Here is an 18579-nt window from a genome sequence, read left to right on the forward strand (position 1 = left end):
AAACGCTACTTCGTAGATTACCCTATGAAGATTCTATTAAGCGCCATTTTATTTTCTTTCTTAACTTCGGGCTGTACAAAACAAGCACCAATGATTAACGAGCCAGCAATCAATCAAATCTCAAATCCATCAAACGGAACAGGAAATTTCACTTATTTAGCCCTAGGCGATTCTTATACGATTGGTGAAGCTGTTAAACAAACAGAATCTTTTCCTTATCAGCTTCAAAGCCTATTAAAAAATCAAAACATCAACGTAGCCAATCCTAAAATTATTGCCACTACAGGTTGGACTACGGATGAGCTCCAGGAAGCCATTAAAAAGGAAAACTTAAGCGGAAACTATAGTTTTGTTACGCTTTTGATTGGCGTAAACAACCAGTACCGTGGTTATCCGCTCACTACTTACAAAAAAGAGTTCTCAGAATTGTTACAAATGGCAATTAATTATGCAGGTGGTAATAAAAGCAGGGTTTTTGTGGTTTCTATTCCCGATTGGGGTGTTACTCCCTTTGGTAAAAACTCAGGAAGAAACCCGCAAACCATAGCAAGCGAGATTGATAATTTTAACGCTGCAAACCAGGAAATAACGCTTGCAGCAGGCATAAACTATACGAATATTACTCCAGCATCCAGAAATGCGACTACAGATATTTCACTAATTGCTGATGATGGCCTGCATCCAAGTGCCAAAATGTATGGCCAATGGGCCGAGGCCTTACTAAGAAAAGTAGCCCCCACGTTGAAATAATTTAACTCATTATTTATTCTGTTTTTGAATTAAAAAAATTACTTTAGTTCAACAATTTAAATTAATCACCTTTAAAAAACAGTTAAAATTATGAATGAGTATGAAGGAGGCGGATTAGCCGCAGGCATTGGCGTAGTAGGCGGAATTATTTACCTGGCGATAATTGTTTTGATGATTGCCGGCATGTGGAAAACGTTCGAAAAAGCTGGCAAACCAGGCTGGGCAGCTCTTATCCCTATTTACAATGCCATTGTTTTAATTGAAATTATTGGCAAGCCAATGATCTGGGTTTTATGGTTACTCATCCCTTGCGTAAACTTTGTATTCGGAATCTGGGCATTAAACTTATTAAGCAAAAGCTTTGGCAAATCGGAAGGTTTTACCGTTGGTATGATCATATTCCCATATGTTTTCTTGCCAATTTTAGGCTTTGGCGATGCTAAATACCTAGGCCCATCGGCTGCAGAAGCACAAAATGGCGGTTTTGGAAACAACCCTTTCAACAATCCAAACAACCCGTTTAACAGCCCCAACAACCCTTTTAACAAACCATCTGGTAATCAGGACACTCCAAATGATACTCCTCCACCGGTAGTTTAATTCAGAATGTTTATCTTATTTATATTTTGCAGCTTAATCAACCTGGTTGATTGGCTGCAAAATCATTTAATCACTTGCCCATTTAAAGCTTTAACAGGAATCGATTGTCCGGGTTGTGGCTTTCAAAGGTCTTTTTTAGCCCTTGTCCAAGGTGATTTATCAAAAAGTTGGTCGCTTTATCCACCTACTATTCCCTTGTTATTTTTATTTATCTCAGCGGGTATATTATATCAGTTTCAGTTCAAACAACGTTCCCTTATTTTTAGGGTATTGGTTATCGTAATTGGTAATTTTGTAATGTTCAGCTATGTACACAAAATGTTTTTTAACTAAACACTCATATTAGCTGTAAGGTGATTATAATCCTTTAATACGGTTTCTAAAAACTGCAACTCGTTCATGCCACTTGGGATGGTTACAACAATATGTTCTTTGGTTTTGGCTGCCATCGTATAAATTAGTTCAGCATTTCCGGTCTGATAATAACCAGTTAATACTTCGTGGATCAGTTCTATATCCCGATCGTTTAAATGTAATACTTCTTTAAACATTGGTTCATACTCTTCAGGCAGTTTAAAGCTAAAAGCGACATTGGCAAACGCTGTACGTGGTTTTGTTTTAATCAATGTGGTTTTAGCCAATATATCGCCTAAACGCTGGTGGTTTTTGGTTACCGCTACCGATACCAGTGCTACAACGCCCCATCCAAACGGGAAGCCAAAATCGATTATCCTGAACAGCCACCTAAAAATATACTGACTGAATGTTGGCTGGGTGCCATCTATACTGATTACTTTTATTTTTAACGCCTTTTTTCCCAATGTTTGCCCATCCATGGTGATTTCGCAAACCAGGTCGTAAAAAGCAAAAATTGCAATGAAAACAAACAGGACAATCATGCCTGCACTTCCCGATATACCTATTGAAACTGCGCCCATCACTACCATGGTAATCATAGCAATTACCGCAAATCCGGCCAGGTCAATACACCTTGCTGCGATGCGCTCTCCGAGTCCGGCTATTTCATAATCAATATCAATATTTTGAGCCGTGCTAATTCTGATGCTATCCATATTCCAAACATAATTTTTTTTAAAGATAGTTGGGGCATGTCAACTCGTAATTTTTTACAACTAAAGTTTTATTAGATATTTAACTTAGATGGCATTTGTTTTGCAGGTATGATCAATCGTGGTTTTATTTCCATAAAAAATTAACTATTTTAACGCCAGATTTGGTAACGCCTTTAAATGAGAGAAGCATTATTTGTTAAACAGAATTCGGAGAAATGGCAGCATTATGATTCCATGCAACAAGCCAATCCCGACGACGTGGCCAATCAGTTTATCGAAATCACCAACGATCTTGCTTACTCAAAAACTTTTTATCCCAACTCAAAAACAACAGCTTATTTAAATGGTTTAGCAGCTAAACTGCACCAATCGGTTTATAAAAACAAAAAAGAGAAATCGAACCGTTTTATCCATTTTTGGAAAACAGAATTGCCTCTTATATTTTTAGCGCACCGGAAACAAGTATTTTATGCTTTGTTTTTTTTCCTGGTTTCCTGCGCCATCGGTGCCTTATCAGCCAAATACGACGATACCTTTGTCCGTTTAATTATGGGCGATGGTTACGTAAACATGACCAATGAAAACATCGCCAAAGGCGATCCGTTTGGCGTATACAAACAGGATAACGAGTTCATGATGTTTTTAAAGATCGGCTCTAACAACATCTTCGTTGCCTTATATACTTTTGTTCTGGGCATCTTATTTTCATTTGGTTCTATCGTTTCCCTATTTAGGAACGGAATTATGCTCGGCTCTTTCCAATATTTCTTTTTCAGCAAGGGCCTGGGTTTTCAATCTGTTCTGGTGATCTGGATCCATGGCACACTCGAAATTTCTGCCATTGTACTGGCTGGCGCGGCAGGTTTAATTTTAGGCAATAGCTTTTTATTTCCCAAAACCTACACCCGCATGGCATCCATACAAAAAGGGGCAAAAGATGGGTTAAAAATTGTAATTGGCCTGATTCCGATTTTTATTGTCGCTGCTTTTTTCGAAAGTTTTGTTACCCGCCATACCGAAATGCCGTTAGGGCTAAGCATGTTGATATTGTTATCATCAGCAGCCTTTATGATATGGTATGTATTTATTTATCCCATTAAAATTCAACGTAAACAAGTCACACTAGATTAACATGATCGGGAAATTAGAATTTAGAAAAAAAAGAGATTTCGGACAGGTGATAAACGATACGTTTACCTTTATGCGGCAAAACTTTAAACCGCTGATTAAGGTATATTTTACGTTTTGCGGCTTGTTCGTATTGGCCAGTATGCTTACCATGCTGTTGCAACAATATAAATTGGTTAATATTTTCAATACCATTGGTGTTCAAGGAAATACAAACAAGTTTGGCCTCTCATCGGTATATACCATAGAGTATTTTTTATCCATTTTATTTTCACTGGCCACTTACGCAAGTATGAGCGTAGCCATACTTTCTTATATCGCCGTGTACGTTAAAAAGGGTAATGAAACACCCACTACTGACGAGGTTTGGGGTTATTTTAAATATTATTTTTTCAGGATTTTTGGCAGTTCGCTTTTATTGATCCTGATGCTCATTATATCTTTTTTCTTCTGTGTTGTACCATTCTTTTGGCTATTCCCGTACGTAGCCATGATCTTTCCGATCATGGTCATCGAAAATGGTTCGCTGGGTTATTCTTTCACCAGAAGTTTTGCTGTAATCAAAGATAATTTCTGGGTTACTTTCGGAACCCTCATTGTGGTATGGATTATTGTATATGCCTGCATGAGTATGGTGGTTTTACCAACCACTTTATTCAATATGATCGGTATGTTTACACATAAAACACCTCGCATGTCGTTAACATTAACCATGATTACCACCGTTTTACAATCCATCTGCCAGGTTTTTACCATAATACCGATCATCACCATTTCACTTACGTATTTTAGTTTGGTTGAACAAAAAGAAAACCCAGGACTAATGGAACGCATTTCCAATTTTGGCAATACCGAAAAACCTGTAGATACCAGACCTGAAGAATATTAAAATGCAGTGTATTTTTATCCGATATCTTCTCGTTTCCCTTTTGTTTTTTATTCCGGTAATCAGCAAGGCGCAAGCTGTTAAACCGAAAACTATTGTTAAGGAACTCAGGATTGATAGTGCTAAAATTACCTCATCAAAATTTGACAAGGATTCGATCAGCAGTTATAAAGAGCAAAGAGAATTCCAATATGATGAAATTGGCCAGCAACAGCTTTCCTGGTGGGATAAATTCTGGATGTGGTTTTGGAATTTAATCGGGTCATTGATTCAAGGGGCAACCTCTAATTTAATTTCGAGGTATGTTTTTATCGGGCTAGGTATAGCGCTTATCCTGTATATCGTGATCAAAACCATCGGAGCTGAAAATATATTCAGGAAAAAATCAAAAGAAACTATTCTTCCTTATGATGTAATTACCGAAAACATCCATGAGATTGATTATGAACAGGAACTGCAAAGATTAGTTGCAGAAAGGAAATTCCGCCTTGCGGTTAGGCTTTTATATTTGAGGGCGCTAAAAAAATTAAGCGATGCCGAAATCATCAATTGGCAGCCCGATAAAACCAATTACAATTATTTAATGGAAATCGATAAACCCGAACTCAGAAATGATTTCAGTAGACTTACCCTACAGTTCGATTACATCTGGTACGGCGATTTCCCTATCGATGAAGTGAAATTTGAACCCATTAACCAGTCGTTTAACCAGTTTAACAACCAGATTAAATGAAAGGTTATAAAACATATCTGATTATTGGTTCAATCCTGATCCTCCTTTATTTAGTTGCCCAATACAACAAACCCACACCAACAAACTGGGCACCAACTTATGCCGTAAAGGATAAAATTCCGTATGGAACATACATCTTGTACCATCGGATCAAGGATATTTTACCAAAGGCAACGATTCATCAATCTAAAAGCGCCATTTACAATACTTTAAAGACCAAAAACTTTAACAAAACGGCCTATTTGATCGTTGCTCAAAAGGCTGAAATCAGCAAAACGGATTTCGATCAGCTGGTTAAATACATGCAGGCTGGTAATGATGCCTTTATTGCCAGTTACGATCTTGGCAAGATAGAAAAGAACCTTAAAATACAAGCAGTAAGCACCATGTCGGCCGAAGGCAGCACACTGAATTTTACCAACCCAAACTTAAAAACTGACGCAAACTATGGTTTCGACAGGGGAATTGGTAGTCAATATTACAGTAAACTTGACACCAATAAGGCTACTGTGCTCGGTGTAAACGGGGATGGGAAACCTAACTTCATCCGCTACAGTTATGGGAAAGGTAATCTATACCTAATTGCGGAGCCGGGGTTTTATACCAATTTTAACCTATTGGATAAATATGGGGCCGAATACGCTGCCAAAACCCTGAGTTACCTGCAGGGAAATACCCAGGTAATTTTTGATGAATATTTTGCCGGACAGGAAAATACTACAACTGATATGCTCAGGGTATTTTTTAAACACCCCGAACTTAAATATGCTTATTATCTGAGCATTTTCAGCTTGATTATTTTTGTATTCTACGATATCAAACGCAGGCAAAGGATTATTCCCATTGCCGACCCGCTTACCAATTCGTCATTGGCCTTTGTTCATGTGGTTGGTAGTGTTTATTATCATGAGCGGAATAACCTCGATATAGCCTTGAAAAAAATCAACTACTTTATGGAATATCTGCGGAGCAGGTATTACCTTAAAACCAACGATATCGACAATAAATTTGCCCAGTTGTTAAAGGAAAAAACAGGGATTAATGAAGCCCTTGCCAAAACGTTAACCAGATATTTTATCGAAATGCCTCAAATGGGCAACCTGAGTGATACACAATTGATCAATCTAAACGAAAGCATAGAACAGTTTTATAAAATTACGCAAAGCAATGGAACAAGAACAGTTTAACCCACGTACCGATTTAAGTGCATTAAATGCAGCTGTAAATCAGATTAGAACCGTACTTGGAAATATCATAGTAGGCCAAAAACAGGTGATCGATTTTTTGATTGTTGGTTTACTTGCCGATGGACATATCTTAATTGAAGGCGTTCCGGGTGTAGCAAAAACGTTAAGCGCAAAACTGCTTGCCAAATCAATAGATGCTCAATTTTCGAGGGTACAGTTTACGCCTGATCTAATGCCGTCGGATGTGTTGGGCACTCCGATTTTCAATACCAAAACCGGCGATTTTGAATTCAGAAAAGGTCCTATTTTCGGTAATATTATTCTGGTTGATGAAATAAACCGTGCACCGGCCAAAACCCAATCTGCACTTTTCGAGGTGATGGAAGAACGCCAGGTAACCATTGACGGGCAAACCTATATGATGGATGAGCCTTTTATGGTGTTGGCTACGCAGAACCCGATTGAGCAGGAAGGAACTTACCGTTTGCCCGAAGCTCAACTAGATCGTTTCCTTTTCAAAATTGAAGTTAAATACCCTTCTCTGGAGGAAGAAACTGCAATTTTAACAGCACAACATACTTTGGTTAACAAAACGTTATTAAACGAGGTAAAACCGGTATTATCCGTGCAACAGATACAAGAGGCCAGGGCAATTATCCGCAATTTATTTGTTGAGCCGAAGCTATTAGAATTTATCGCCAAAATTGTAACCGAAACGCGCAACAATTCATCACTTTACTTAGGTGCTTCGCCAAGGGCATCATTAGCCATTGTACATAGTGCAAAAGCTTTTGCTGCCATTCAGGGCCGCGATTTTGTTACACCGGATGATATCATTGCCGTTGCTAGCCCTGTATTAGCTCACCGGATATTGTTATCGCCAGAAAAAGAAATGGAAGGCTTAACCACTAGCGACATTGTAACCCAGATTATTAAAAAAATTGAAGTACCGAGGTAAGTCCACAGTCTTGAGTCTGTAGTCATTAGTCTTAATTACCATTAATAAGTCACCCTGAGCGGAGTCGAAGGGTAATCGATTAACTAAAAGAGCTGCCAATTTTCAGTTAACAATTTGTAATACGGTTAACCATTTTAAACAATTTAGCAATTAAACAATCTCTACCATTGAAAAAATTCTTTCAGCAATATTATAGCAACCTATTCCTAACCGATCGTTTATTTACGGCATTAGGCTTTTGTATTGTGCTTTTTTTGCTGAAGTTCTTTTTTGCCTGGCTGGGCGATATCCCTGAAATTGCAACTGGAGCGGTAGCTGTTTTGTTTTTTATCGATCTTTTTATTCTGTACCGTAACAGTAAGGGAGTTGAAGTCAAAAGATTTACGGCGAAGCGTTTGAGCAACGGCGATGAAAATCCGATCCAGATTGAAATCGCAAATCGTTATGGTTTCGGGGTAAATGTAAGGGTAATCGACGAAATACCTTTTCAGTTTCAGATCCGTGATAAAGATTTTAGACTCCATTTAAAACCGGCAGAAATAAAATCAATCCATTACAATTTACGACCAACCAAACGCGGTGAATATGATTTCGGGTTTATCAGAACATATATTAGTTCTCCATTGGGTTTAATCAGTCGGCGTTATAATTTCGATGGAGCGAAAGTTCTCCCCGTTTATCCTTCATTTATCAATCTTGGTCAGTACGAATTGATGGCCGTTTCTCGCTATTTAACCGAATTTGGTATTAAAAAAATCAGAAAAGTTGGGCAGAGCAGCGAATTTGACCAGATTAAAAATTATGTAGGCGGTGATGATATCCGTACCATAAACTGGAAAGCTACCGCCAGAAAAGGCGGTTTGATGGTGAATACCTATACGGATGAAAAATCGCAGAATATTTATTGCATCATCGATAAATCGCGGGTAATGCGTATGCCTTTTGAAGGTTTGAGCCTACTTGATTATGCCATAAATGCCACGGTTGCACTTTCAAAGGTGGCCATGCTTAAAGAAGATAAGGCCGGATTAATTACCCTATCCGAAACCATCGGTTCAATAGTACCAGCCGACCGTAAAGCTTCGCAGCTGGGCAGTATTATGAACGTGCTTTATAAAGAGAAAACAAGATACCTGGAAAGCAATCTAGAAATCCTGTATACTACAGTCCGTTCGGTAGTAAAACAACGCGGACTTTTGGTTTTCTTTACCAATTTCGAAAGTTTATCAGCACTTCAACGTCAGTTACCCTATTTAAGAAGAATCGCTAAGTACCACTTATTGGTGGTTGTATTTTTCGAAAACACCGAACTTAAAGGATTAAGCACCGATCCGGCCAAAGATGTAGAAGGCATTTACCATAAAACGATTGCAGAAAAGTTTATCTACGAGAAAAAACTGATGGTTAAAGAACTGAACAAACATGGCATTTTGGCTATTCTTACCCCACCACAAAAGCTTACGGTTAATGTTATTAATCAATACCTGGCACTGAAGGCACAACAGAGGATATAGTATAGAGTCCTTAGTCTGTAGTCCAAAATCCTTACCCTCGGCCTGTGTCCCCACAGACCGAAACCTACAAGAGATTTCTATAGTCGGTTAAAAAATCATAATTGTCAATTCCCGTTTCATAAAACCTGGCAGATGACCATTCGTAATCTTCGGTTTTTTCGCATAATAGCCATCTTTCCTGTAAGGGATTGAGATGGATGTAATCTATTTTCTGCTCAAGTTTATCCTGCGTATCCATGAGAATAGCCAAAGGATCTCGCTGCCATAAACGAAAATTTCTTTCTGTATCTGATACTTTGAAATATGGTAATATATCTGGATGATGAACCTTCAAATCCTGAAAAATCTGATGGGAAGTAAATTTATTAAAGCTTGCATGAGGCATCTCTTTTCCATTCTCCTCGACCATCTGCCATACCAAATGCAAATGATTTGGCATAATCACAAAAGCATATACAGTAATCTTTTTTCTATTGACTAATTCCCTTAAAGTATCAATTACTACTATTTTATACTTGTCAACGGAAAATATCTTCTTCCAATCTTTAACCGTATCCGTCCAAAAATAAACTTCTTCCAAAAGCATCTTTGAATTACGATCTTGTCTGAAGATGTCATTTTCCATTATTAAAAATAGAAAATTAACTTCAATTTCTTTCAATGAGAATACACACTTATCCTTGTTTTTTGCTCTCATAGAATAATAACCTATAACTACTAAGAATTGAAATCTGTTAAATGAAGAATTTGTTTCGGTCTGTGCGGACACAGACCGAGGAATCGGTTTTTTGAAATCAGTCCAAAATCGACACCGCCAAGTCCCCTTGGTCTGTGTCCTCACAGACCAATAATCAAATAACTACCAATAATTGGAATCTGTTAAACAAAGATTTGTTTCGGTCTGTGGGGACACAGACCGGGGAATCGGTTTTTTGAAATCAGTCCAAAATCGACACCGCCAAGCCCCCTTGGTCTGTGTCCTCACAGACCAATAATCAAATAACTACCAATAATTGGAATCTGTTAAACAAAGATTTGTTTCGGTCTGTGGGGACACAGACCGGGGAATCAGAATTTTGATATCAATCCAAAATAAGCAATCGCCAGTAGACTCCCGACTTAAGACTACTGACTCCGAACTAACCTTACTCTTCTTCCCTAAAATACACCTTATAAAAGTTCATCGATTTATCATCGTCGTAACCTTTTTCGATCATGTCTTTATTGCCATGGATATAGATGTGGAAGTTCTTATCCAGTTTTAAGACACTTTTATAAGCCCGAGCCTGTTTTTTAACGGCAGATTCGGCGATCTCAAAATGATCAGCTATCGGACTTTCGAACTCTTCTTCGTAGTTTTTCTTATAATTCTTGAACGATTCGATCCCTTCGGCATTACCGATTACCTCATTCCCGAATTCTTCAATATCAAAGGTTTCTTTTTCTTTGAAGTATTTCATCGAACGGTTTAAAAGATCAATTTTATCCGCTTTGCTAATTTCATAATCATCATCGAGTTTTTGCGTAACGAAGTTTTTGTAAACTCCTAAAACGTTATTGGTTTGGTTATAACTATCGTTCCTGATTTTCAGCTTCAAAAACTCATCCTTCCAATAAACGGCAGAATCGTTGCTACTTTTCGATTGATCCAGCACAACAACTTTATAGCCTTCTTCTTTGTCTACGTTAAAGATCAGGCAGCCCTTATCTAATTTGTTAATGCTGATCGCCTCTTGCTCATAGCTCATATTAAAGCCATCAAGTTCTGGATAAACCTTTAAGTAAGTATCTTTGGTTTCAGATTTAAAAATTCCCAAAACATCCAGTTGCTCCCCTTCTATCTGCACTTTTTCGAAATAGGCAACATACAATTCACCCGATTTAATTTTTGGATGGTTAGCCACATCGTATAAATATTTGGCCAGTTGTTGAGAGTCTTCATGAAAAAGCGCATTGTTTTCAAAAATCTCATTCGCAAAGTGGAATACTTCGTTCAGCGCTAAATTATCATTGGGATGATAAAAACGGTAAACTTCATTAACCTTTTCGAAAGGCTTCAAGAAATACTGCATCAGCAGGTTTCCTAATAGTTCATCCTCGATTTTTAAAGGGGCATCAGATAATTTATAATACTCTTCAACCAGTTTATTACCGGTATGGTGGATGGAAAGTTGCTTAAGCGAAGCCTCGAAAAATGAAATCATAGCAGCAAAAATAACAAAATGATTGGTTAACCTTACTCAAAAATCACATAGCCATTCTTCAACCAATTGTTCACATTCGCTCAAATACAGAAATCATTTCAGCATCAAATTTTATTGATTAAAATTTTAAAGTTGATAAGATAGATAGAAACTAGCGGCTACTTTTTAATTTATTAATGAAATCAATGATCTTTTGATCGGCATAATTTGCCACGCCTTCATGCCTGAAAGATAGTCTGCCCTGTTTATCAAAAATGACAGTTGTGGGCAAGGCGCCCGCAAATACTTTTTCCGGAATATCACTATCTACTTTATAAATTGGCATTGCATATTTACGGTCGGACATAAACTTGCCCGATTTAGCAAAATCACCATCAGCATCCGCAAAAATGAAAACTATATCTTTATCCTCTTTAAATTGTGTATAAAGCTTGTTAATTGAAGGCATTTCGGCCCTACATGGCGGACACCAGGTTGCCCAAAAATTGAGAAAAATAATCTTACCTTTTAAATCTCCCAGATCAATCAGATTTCCTTTAACATCTTTAAACCGGATCCCGTTGAGACCTGCAACATTTTCTTTAGGTGTTTCAACAGTAGGCTTATAGAAACCAATCTCCATCAATCCTTTAATAAAAAATGCTTTTGCATCGGGTACAAAAACAATTACCAATAGGAAAATGACAAATAAAGCGTTTAATATATTTTTCCTGATGAACTTCATTAATTATTTGTTTTCTGTAGCGCAAATCATAACAAAATAGGTTTGCAATTGATATTTGAATAATTTATGCTAAGATTATTGTACCGCTTACGTTAAACTATCGATTAAATAAAGGGTCATAACACTATAAAAACAATCTTACTTTGTAAATATATATAATTGCTTAAGAATTACTACTTTTGGCCTGTTGAAAAAGCATAGACAAAACATTCAAAAATATTTATCGGTATTTATGCTGATCGTATTTGCTATTGCTTTAACTCCATGGAGTTTACTTCACCACCATAATCCTCTTCCGGTTGTGGAGAAAGAGGTTAACTGTAAACATGTTAGCCACGTACAGGCCCATGGCGATACCTGTTTAATCTGTAATGCGAGTTTTGAAAAAAACTATGTGCAAACGCACCACATTTACAAAATCTTCTTATCAGCTAAAATCTTTAACCGTACCGAACCTACGTTAAAGAATGCTTTTACCGAAATAAAGCGCACTTGCTTACGCGGTCCCCCATTAGCTTAATTTTTTCTTATGGCGCATCTGCGCTGATCAAAATTATTTACAGGAAACCTAAAAACAGCTTCAAAAAGGCTATTTATTGGGGCTTTCCGATCATTTTTATTTAAACACAACACATGAAAAAATTACAGCTTATTGGCTTGGTAATTCTATATACCTTATTAAGCAATACTGCTTTCGCGGCCCTACTAAAAGATATAAAAGGTAAGGTTATTGATTCCAGTACAAAACAAACATTACCAGGTGCTACCATTTTTATTCCGGATTTAAAGGTTTCGGCCGTAACCAACAATGATGGGGAATTTACATTGAATAACCTTCCTTCGAGAGGAAGTTACCTGGTTGAAGTGCATTACGTAGGCTACAAAACCGCTACACAAGTGGTAAATTTTGCCAGCGCAGCCGGATTAGAATTTTCTTTACAGCCTACTGCAATAGAAACAAAGGAGATCGTAATCACAGGAAGTTTAATCAGCAGTACGAGTAAACGAAATAGTGCTTCATCGGCGATAGTAGGCAAAGATCAGCTTTTGCAGCCTTCTACTAATTTAATTGATGCATTAACTAAAATCCCTGGTGTATCGCAGATCACTACCGGACCTTCTATTTCCAAACCGGTAATAAGGGGTTTAGGCTACAACAGGATTGTAACTTTAGATGACGGAATTAAACAACAGGGCCAGCAATGGGGCGATGAACATGGTATCGAAATCGATCAGTTTAAATCAGACCGTATTGAAGTTTTACGCGGTGCGGCATCATTAATGTACGGTTCTGACGCACTCGGAGGTGTAATTAACTTATTAGAGCCTAGTTCACCACCAGAAGGACAGGTAAAAGGTGAATTTATTAGCAATTACTCTACCAACAACGGACTTACCGCCAACTCATTAATGTTAAACGGTAACGAAAATGGCTTTGTTTGGAGAGCCCGTGGAACCTATAAAAATGCCTATTCTTTTAAAACGCCTACAGGTTACTTCCCAAATTCAGGCTTTAACGAAACCGATTTAAGCGGTATGGTGGGCTTAAACAAAAGCTGGGGTTATACTCACTTAAATGTTTCTAATTTTCATAATAACATCGGTTTTTACGACCCTACATTGGATGCGAATGGAAATTTCGTAAGGGAGGATGGTAGTGCATTTACCCCGGACGACTTCAAAAGCCGTACTTTAGAATATCCACGTCAGGATATCAGGCACTTTAAAATTGCCTTGAACAACAATTTCATTATCGGAAATGGCAATTTAAAAGCGGATTTTGGTTATCAACAGAACCAGCGCCGAGAATTGGAAGACGGTCCAGATCCATCATTATTCTTCGATCTTAAAACCTACAATGCCGATTTAAAATACTATATCCACGAAACGAACGGATGGCAACCTGTATTTGGTGTAAGCGCTGATGCAGGTCACAGTGAAAACAAAGCAAATGATGAGTTTTTGATACCAAATTATAATACTTATGGTATTGGTGTTTTTGCTTATGCAAAGAAAAACTGGGAGAACAGTACTTTTAGTATTGGTGCCCGTTACGATTATAGAAAGAATAATGGGAAACAATTATTCGTAGATAATGAAGAGCAATTTGCACCTTTTCAGAATAAATTTTCTAACGTGAGTGGTGCACTAGGTTTTACGCATCAATTCAATGAAGAGTTAAACTTTAAAGCCAACGCAGGTTCGGCTTTCCGTGCACCAAATCCAGCTGAATTAGCATCAAATGGTGTACATGAAGGAACTTTCCGCTATGAAATAGGTAACTCCAATTTAATGCCCGAACGCAGTTATCAGGTGGATGCCGCTTTAGAATATGAAGGAAAAATTGTGAGTGCAAGTGCAAGTATTTATAATAATTACATTCACAACTTTATTTACGCTTCAACCAACGGAGAAAGAATAGATGCAGAAGGTAATAATTATCCAGTTTACCGCTACGGTCAAGTTAATGCTAATTTATATGGAGCTGAAGCGAGTTTAACCATTCACCCTCTTCCGTTTATCCATTTTGAAAATACTTTTGGATATGTTCATGCACGAAACAATAGCTTAAATAAGCCACTGGCTTTCATACCGGCCGGAACATTGAGAAATGAGCTGCGTTTCGAGCCTAAATTTAAAGGAACAAATGATGCATATCTTTCTGTAGGCATTAACTCAGCATTTAAACAGGCCCGTGTGGATGATGTTTTTGAAACGCCTACCAGCGGCTATACCTTGCTCAACGCAGGTATCGGCGCTACATTTAATTTCGGCAAACAACCGGTTAAACTATCGGTTTCGGCCAATAACTTATTAAACCAGAAATATTATGATGCATTGAGTAGATTAAAACCTGGTCGTTTAGATTCAGAAAACCTTAATTTAGGTGTTTATAACCCAGGTAGAAACATCACTTTCGGATTGTACATTCCTTTCCAAGTAGTTAAATAAGATTATTAATTTCTTTATAACCAAAAAGCGGAGTTGATCGATGAGATCACTCCGCTTTTTGGTTTATACTTGCATCAACTAAGATTAATCGTCATTAAGACAGATTCTATAATGCAGCCGTCATTCTCGCGCAGGCGGGAATCTTAAAGCTTATTGCATTAAGATCCCAATCAAGTTGGGAATGACGATTTCAAGCAGAATGTAACGCAGATGACGTTACTACTTGAAGTCCTCAACTACTTCTTAAACTTCTCCCTTTTTGCCCTTACATACTGATTTGGCCATTCCGTATTATCGCCTAATACCTGTGCTGCATGTGTTGGAAAATAAGCATCACGCAACGATTCGCGGGCAATAAAAATTAAATCGGCTTTTTCCTGTTCCAAAATTTCTTCTGCCTGATGTGCCTCAACAATTACCCCTACTGCACCAGTATAAATGCCGATCTCATTTCTGATTTTATCTGCAAAAGGAACCTGGTAATTTGGTCCGGCCGGGATAAAAGCATCAGGTACATTTCCACCCGAAGAGGTGTCAATTAAATCTACACCGCGATCTTTTAATACCGCCGCCAATTGCAAAGAGTCATTTTCGTTCCAGCCACCTTCCGTCCAGTCGGTCGCCGAAATGCGGACAAATAATGGCAGGGTTTCGGGCCATACCGATTGCACAGCTTCAACCACATCAATGACTAAACGGATCCGGTTTTCGAAACTTCCACCATAAACATCTGTACGTTTATTACTCAGCGGACTAAAAAACTGATGTAGTAAGTAACCGTGTGCAGCATGTATTTCTACTACTTTATAGCCTGCATCAACTGCACGTTTAGCTGCTGCCCTAAACGCAAAAACAATATCCTGAATTTCTGATATCGTTAATTCGTGTGGTTCAACCTGTCCTTGTTTAAAAGGGATTGGCGATGGACCAACCGGTTTCCAGCTGTTTTCGCCAGCAGTAATTTGTTCGCCACCATTCCATGGCACCTCACAACTGGCTTTTCTGCCTGCATGTGCCAACTGGATTCCCGCGATAGCACCATTATGATGAATAAAAGAAACAATCTGTTTCAGTTTTTCAACATGTTCATCTTTCCAGATGCCCAGATCGGCATACGTGATTCTTCCATCAGCCGTTACTGCAGAAGCTTCCTGGATAATTAAACCTGCACCACCAACGGCACGGCTTCCTAAATGCACCAGGTGCCAATCGTTGGCAAAGCCATCAATAGCAGAATATTGGCACATGGGCGAAATCACAATTCTATTTTTTAAGGTTACATCCTTTATGGTAAAAGGAGAAAATAATTTAGACATATCTTGTTTGTTTAACCGCAAAGGACGCAAAGTTTTTTCGCAAAGAAATTGAAGACCTTAACCTCTGTGCCCTTTGCGTATTCCTTCTTTTCTTTGCGGTTGAAGTTTAAAAACCGGCGTTCTCTAATTCGGTATTAATGAACTTAATTTCTTCAGCGTTTAATTTTACGTTTATCGCTCCTGCATTTTGTACCGCTTGTTTTTCATTCCTTGAGCCAACCAAAGCTATGGTTATGCCTGGGCGTTCAACCGTCCAGCGTAAGACCAATTGAGATAAGGTAGCATTTTTCTCATCGGCCAACGGTTTTATTTTAGCCAAAAACGCATTTGTTTTTTCGATACTTTCCGGTGAGAAAAATTTATTACCCTGACGGTGATCGCCTTCTTCAAACTTATAATCAGCAGTCATTTTTCCGGTCAGTAAACCGCGCTCCATCGGACTATAAGCCAGAACCGATTTATTGTTTTCGATGCAATATGGAACAGTTTCTTCTTCAACACCGCGGTTTACCATACTAAATGGGATCTGGTTAGAAATAATTTCTAAAGTCTGATCTGCTTCTTTTAATTGTGCTGCATCATAGTTGCATACGCCTGCATAACGCACCTTTCCCTGTTCAATCAACCTGCTCACTGCTTCGAAAGTTTCGCTGATCGGTGTGGTTAAATCTGGCCAGTGGATCTGGTAAAGATCGATATAATCGGTACCCAGACGTTTTAAAGATTGCTCACATTCATAAATCACACTTTCTTTTCCGGCATATTTATAAATGTCGATTTCTTTTCCATCGTTGTTTTTACTCTTAAAGCCGAAATCACCTTTGGCCAGATCCCAACGCATCCCGAATTTAGTTACGAGTTGTAATTTATCACGTGAAATCCCTTTTATTGCATCGCCTACAATTTCTTCACTATCGCCCTGACCATAAATTGGTGCCGTATCAATTGACGTAACCCCTAAATCATAACCGGCTTTAATTGCATTAATTGCATCGTTTCTATCTGTGCTTCCCCACATCCAGCCGCCAGCAGCCCAGGCGCCAAATGTGATTACCGAAAGTTCTAAATCTGAATTTCCAATTTTTCTGTATTCCATAATTATTTTCTAATGATTTTATCAACCGCATAACTGTTATGCGGCAAGTAAGCGAGTAGTACTGATAAAAATGCGACATGGATGAGTTGAGAAGGCAGTGCCTCCCAGTTCTCAATTAACGTTGTTCCGAAAATCAGCGCTAAGGATATTACTCCGGCCAACAATAAACCTTGTCTGGTAAATAAACCTAAGATAATCATTAAGCCTGCAATAAATTCAGCAAAAGGCAAAATATAACTGAAAGGAATAACCAGTGCATCAGGCAAATACGATTTTGAAAATTGCCCGACCATCCATTTACTAAAACCAGCAAGCTTAGGTAAACGTACCAAACCATGTCCGAAAAAACTTAAACCAATGGCTAGGCGGCTAAGTAAATATGCCCATTTTGTATCCATAAATATCGATATACTACAAACATACAATCTCCGCATTAAGGATGTTTTAATGCAACAATTATTAGACTGATATTTTACCTTTCAATGGCGGAGAGCAGAGGGAGAAGAGCGGAGAGCGTTGGGCGTTGGGCGTAAGACTGGAAATGAATGGCGCTAAACTTTTTTCTCCAAAAATTTGGAGATAACAAAACAACACCATACTTTAGTGTATTATTTAACTAATACAGTAGATATGATCAACGTTAACAATCTTAATTTTGGCTACAGTAAGCATAAGCCATTATTTAAAAATATGAGTATGCGGTTAAGCAACGGCCATATTTATGGTTTGCTCGGTAAAAACGGCGCCGGCAAATCAACATTACTAAAAAACCTCGCCGGTTTGGTATATGCACAAAGTGGCACATTGGATGTAATGGGTTATGATCCTGCGAAAAGACAGCCCGCACTTTTAGAGCAGATCTGTTTTATCCCAGAAGAATTTTATTTGCCATCGGTTAAAATTGATTCCTATATAAAAGCCAACGCTCCTTTCTATAAAAACTTCGACCACAATTATTTCACTGATCTCATCAAAGAATTTGATATTCCGGTAGAACAGAAACTCATTAATATGAGCTATGGACAGAAGAAAAAAGTAATTATCGCCTTCGGTCTGGCTACGCAAGCTAAACTCGTGATTATGGATGAACCTACCAATGGTTTAGACATTCCATCCAAAGCACAGTTCAGGAAAATTATGGCTTCAGCCATGACGGATGAACGCTGCATTATCATTTCTACGCATCAGGTTAGGGATTTGGATAACCTGATCGACACCGTAATTATGCTTGATGAGAACGATATTGCCCTTAAAGCAACAGTGGAAGAAATTACCGCAAAACTAACCTTTAAAAAAGTAAAAGAAATTGACGACAGCATTATTTATGCTGAACCATCCCTCTCTGGTTATAACGCTGTAATGCCGAACTACCACCAGGAAGAAAGCAAATTAGATATGGAGCTACTTTTTAATGCCATACTCGCAGAAAAAATCAAATTTAAACCTCTATTTAGTTAA

Annotated in this window: 19 protein-coding genes; 12 read left to right on the plus strand and 7 right to left on the minus strand. The window is 38.1% G+C overall.

Features of this window, described 5'->3' with window-relative positions; genetic code table 11:
* The first annotated feature begins 24 nt into the window (after positions 1 to 24).
* The 3 genes from BCL90_RS13480 (at position 25) to BCL90_RS13490 (ending at position 1683) form a co-directional block, all read left to right on the plus strand.
* A complete protein-coding gene (locus BCL90_RS13480; RefSeq protein WP_121284467.1) occupies positions 25 to 750 on the plus strand; it encodes an SGNH/GDSL hydrolase family protein in 726 nt (241 codons plus the stop codon).
* Between the two features lie 90 nt (positions 751 to 840).
* Positions 841 to 1350, plus strand: coding sequence for a DUF5684 domain-containing protein (locus tag BCL90_RS13485; protein WP_121284468.1), 510 nt, complete (start codon positions 841 to 843; stop codon positions 1348 to 1350).
* Positions 1351 to 1356: 6 nt separating this feature from the next.
* A complete protein-coding gene (locus BCL90_RS13490) occupies positions 1357 to 1683 on the plus strand; it encodes a DUF2752 domain-containing protein (protein ID WP_121284469.1) in 327 nt (108 codons plus the stop codon).
* Here BCL90_RS13490 and BCL90_RS13495 read toward each other — a convergent pair.
* Entirely contained in the window at positions 1680 to 2423 is a 744-nt protein-coding gene (locus tag BCL90_RS13495) for an RDD family protein (RefSeq protein ID WP_121284470.1), read from the minus strand. The genes BCL90_RS13490 and BCL90_RS13495 overlap by 4 nt on opposite strands.
* A gap of 177 nt (positions 2424 to 2600) precedes the next feature.
* On the opposite strand from BCL90_RS13495, the gene BCL90_RS13500 reads away from it, so the two are divergent.
* The 6 genes from BCL90_RS13500 to BCL90_RS13525 all read left to right on the plus strand — a co-directional run bounded on the left by BCL90_RS13500 (position 2601) and on the right by BCL90_RS13525 (position 8829).
* Positions 2601 to 3554, plus strand: coding sequence for a stage II sporulation protein M (locus tag BCL90_RS13500; protein ID WP_121284471.1), 954 nt, complete (start codon positions 2601 to 2603; stop codon positions 3552 to 3554).
* A gap of 1 nt (position 3555) precedes the next feature.
* Positions 3556 to 4440, plus strand: coding sequence for a hypothetical protein (locus tag BCL90_RS13505; protein WP_121284472.1), 885 nt, complete (start codon positions 3556 to 3558; stop codon positions 4438 to 4440).
* 1 nt (position 4441) lies between these two features.
* Positions 4442 to 5170 (plus strand): DUF4129 domain-containing protein, encoded by a 729-nt coding sequence (locus BCL90_RS13510; RefSeq protein ID WP_121284473.1) that lies wholly within the window; start codon positions 4442 to 4444, stop codon positions 5168 to 5170.
* Positions 5167 to 6357, plus strand: a complete 1191-nt coding sequence (locus BCL90_RS13515) for a DUF4350 domain-containing protein (protein WP_121284474.1) — start codon at positions 5167 to 5169, stop codon at positions 6355 to 6357. The genes BCL90_RS13510 and BCL90_RS13515 overlap by 4 nt, the downstream gene beginning before the upstream one ends.
* Positions 6338 to 7315 (plus strand): AAA family ATPase, encoded by a 978-nt coding sequence (locus BCL90_RS13520; protein ID WP_121284475.1) that lies wholly within the window; start codon positions 6338 to 6340, stop codon positions 7313 to 7315. The genes BCL90_RS13515 and BCL90_RS13520 overlap by 20 nt, the downstream gene beginning before the upstream one ends.
* A 167-nt stretch (positions 7316 to 7482) precedes the next feature.
* A complete protein-coding gene (locus BCL90_RS13525) occupies positions 7483 to 8829 on the plus strand; it encodes a DUF58 domain-containing protein (RefSeq protein ID WP_121284476.1) in 1347 nt (448 codons plus the stop codon).
* A gap of 64 nt (positions 8830 to 8893) precedes the next feature.
* Here the strand turns inward: BCL90_RS13525 and BCL90_RS13530 are convergent, their stop codons facing one another.
* The 3 genes from BCL90_RS13530 to BCL90_RS13540 form a co-directional block, all read right to left on the minus strand.
* Positions 8894 to 9526, minus strand: coding sequence for a transposase (locus tag BCL90_RS13530; RefSeq protein ID WP_208529777.1), 633 nt, complete (start codon positions 9524 to 9526; stop codon positions 8894 to 8896).
* Positions 9527 to 9974: 448 nt separating this feature from the next.
* Positions 9975 to 11033, minus strand: a complete 1059-nt coding sequence (locus BCL90_RS13535; RefSeq protein WP_121284477.1) for a nucleoid-associated protein — start codon at positions 11031 to 11033, stop codon at positions 9975 to 9977.
* Positions 11034 to 11184: 151 nt separating this feature from the next.
* A complete protein-coding gene (locus BCL90_RS13540; protein WP_121284478.1) occupies positions 11185 to 11757 on the minus strand; it encodes a TlpA family protein disulfide reductase in 573 nt (190 codons plus the stop codon).
* A gap of 232 nt (positions 11758 to 11989) precedes the next feature.
* On the opposite strand from BCL90_RS13540, the gene BCL90_RS13545 reads away from it, so the two are divergent.
* Both BCL90_RS13545 and BCL90_RS13550 read left to right on the plus strand, forming a co-directional pair.
* Entirely contained in the window at positions 11990 to 12277 is a 288-nt protein-coding gene (locus tag BCL90_RS13545; protein WP_121284479.1) for a hypothetical protein, read from the plus strand.
* Positions 12278 to 12390: 113 nt separating this feature from the next.
* Complete coding sequence (locus BCL90_RS13550; protein ID WP_121284480.1) at positions 12391 to 14709, plus strand: TonB-dependent receptor; 2319 nt, start codon at positions 12391 to 12393, stop codon at positions 14707 to 14709.
* Positions 14710 to 14945: 236 nt separating this feature from the next.
* Here BCL90_RS13550 and BCL90_RS13555 read toward each other — a convergent pair whose 3' ends face one another.
* The 3 genes from BCL90_RS13555 to BCL90_RS13565 form a co-directional block, all read right to left on the minus strand.
* Complete coding sequence (locus tag BCL90_RS13555) at positions 14946 to 16025, minus strand: NADH:flavin oxidoreductase/NADH oxidase (RefSeq protein ID WP_121284481.1); 1080 nt, start codon at positions 16023 to 16025, stop codon at positions 14946 to 14948.
* A 106-nt stretch (positions 16026 to 16131) separates the two neighbouring features.
* The gene (locus BCL90_RS13560) at positions 16132 to 17121 is read right to left on the minus strand and encodes an aldo/keto reductase (protein WP_121284482.1); all 990 of its coding nucleotides are present in this window, start codon (positions 17119 to 17121) and stop codon (positions 16132 to 16134) included.
* Between the two features lie 2 nt (positions 17122 to 17123).
* Positions 17124 to 17519 (minus strand): DoxX family protein, encoded by a 396-nt coding sequence (locus BCL90_RS13565; protein ID WP_121284483.1) that lies wholly within the window; start codon positions 17517 to 17519, stop codon positions 17124 to 17126.
* Positions 17520 to 17694: 175 nt separating this feature from the next.
* Here BCL90_RS13565 and BCL90_RS13570 point away from each other — a divergent pair, with 175 nt between their 5' ends.
* Positions 17695 to 18579 carry an ABC transporter ATP-binding protein gene (locus BCL90_RS13570; protein ID WP_244094985.1) on the plus strand — a complete coding sequence of 295 codons (885 nt, stop codon included), beginning with the start codon at positions 17695 to 17697 and terminating at the stop codon, positions 18577 to 18579.

Origin of the sequence: Pedobacter alluvionis, assembly GCF_003664035.1 — a bacterium.
Classification (GTDB): domain Bacteria; phylum Bacteroidota; class Bacteroidia; order Sphingobacteriales; family Sphingobacteriaceae; genus Pedobacter; species Pedobacter alluvionis.

Coding starts and splice junctions, on each gene's coding strand:
- BCL90_RS13560 (WP_121284482.1), bottom strand. CDS start 17,121: ATGGAATACAGAAAAATTGGAAATTCAGATTTAGAACTTTCGGTAATC.
- BCL90_RS13505 (WP_121284472.1), top strand. CDS start 3,556: ATGATCGGGAAATTAGAATTTAGAAAAAAAAGAGATTTCGGACAGGTG.
- BCL90_RS13545 (WP_121284479.1), top strand. CDS start 11,990: ATGCTGATCGTATTTGCTATTGCTTTAACTCCATGGAGTTTACTTCAC.
- BCL90_RS13495 (WP_121284470.1), bottom strand. CDS start 2,423: ATGGATAGCATCAGAATTAGCACGGCTCAAAATATTGATATTGATTAT.
- BCL90_RS13500 (WP_121284471.1), top strand. CDS start 2,601: ATGAGAGAAGCATTATTTGTTAAACAGAATTCGGAGAAATGGCAGCAT.
- BCL90_RS13530 (WP_208529777.1), bottom strand. CDS start 9,526: ATGAGAGCAAAAAACAAGGATAAGTGTGTATTCTCATTGAAAGAAATT.
- BCL90_RS13565 (WP_121284483.1), bottom strand. CDS start 17,519: ATGGATACAAAATGGGCATATTTACTTAGCCGCCTAGCCATTGGTTTA.
- BCL90_RS13550 (WP_121284480.1), top strand. CDS start 12,391: ATGAAAAAATTACAGCTTATTGGCTTGGTAATTCTATATACCTTATTA.
- BCL90_RS13490 (WP_121284469.1), top strand. CDS start 1,357: ATGTTTATCTTATTTATATTTTGCAGCTTAATCAACCTGGTTGATTGG.
- BCL90_RS13535 (WP_121284477.1), bottom strand. CDS start 11,033: ATGATTTCATTTTTCGAGGCTTCGCTTAAGCAACTTTCCATCCACCAT.
- BCL90_RS13510 (WP_121284473.1), top strand. CDS start 4,442: ATGCAGTGTATTTTTATCCGATATCTTCTCGTTTCCCTTTTGTTTTTT.
- BCL90_RS13555 (WP_121284481.1), bottom strand. CDS start 16,025: ATGTCTAAATTATTTTCTCCTTTTACCATAAAGGATGTAACCTTAAAA.
- BCL90_RS13515 (WP_121284474.1), top strand. CDS start 5,167: ATGAAAGGTTATAAAACATATCTGATTATTGGTTCAATCCTGATCCTC.
- BCL90_RS13480 (WP_121284467.1), top strand. CDS start 25: ATGAAGATTCTATTAAGCGCCATTTTATTTTCTTTCTTAACTTCGGGC.
- BCL90_RS13485 (WP_121284468.1), top strand. CDS start 841: ATGAATGAGTATGAAGGAGGCGGATTAGCCGCAGGCATTGGCGTAGTA.
- BCL90_RS13540 (WP_121284478.1), bottom strand. CDS start 11,757: ATGAAGTTCATCAGGAAAAATATATTAAACGCTTTATTTGTCATTTTC.
- BCL90_RS13520 (WP_121284475.1), top strand. CDS start 6,338: ATGGAACAAGAACAGTTTAACCCACGTACCGATTTAAGTGCATTAAAT.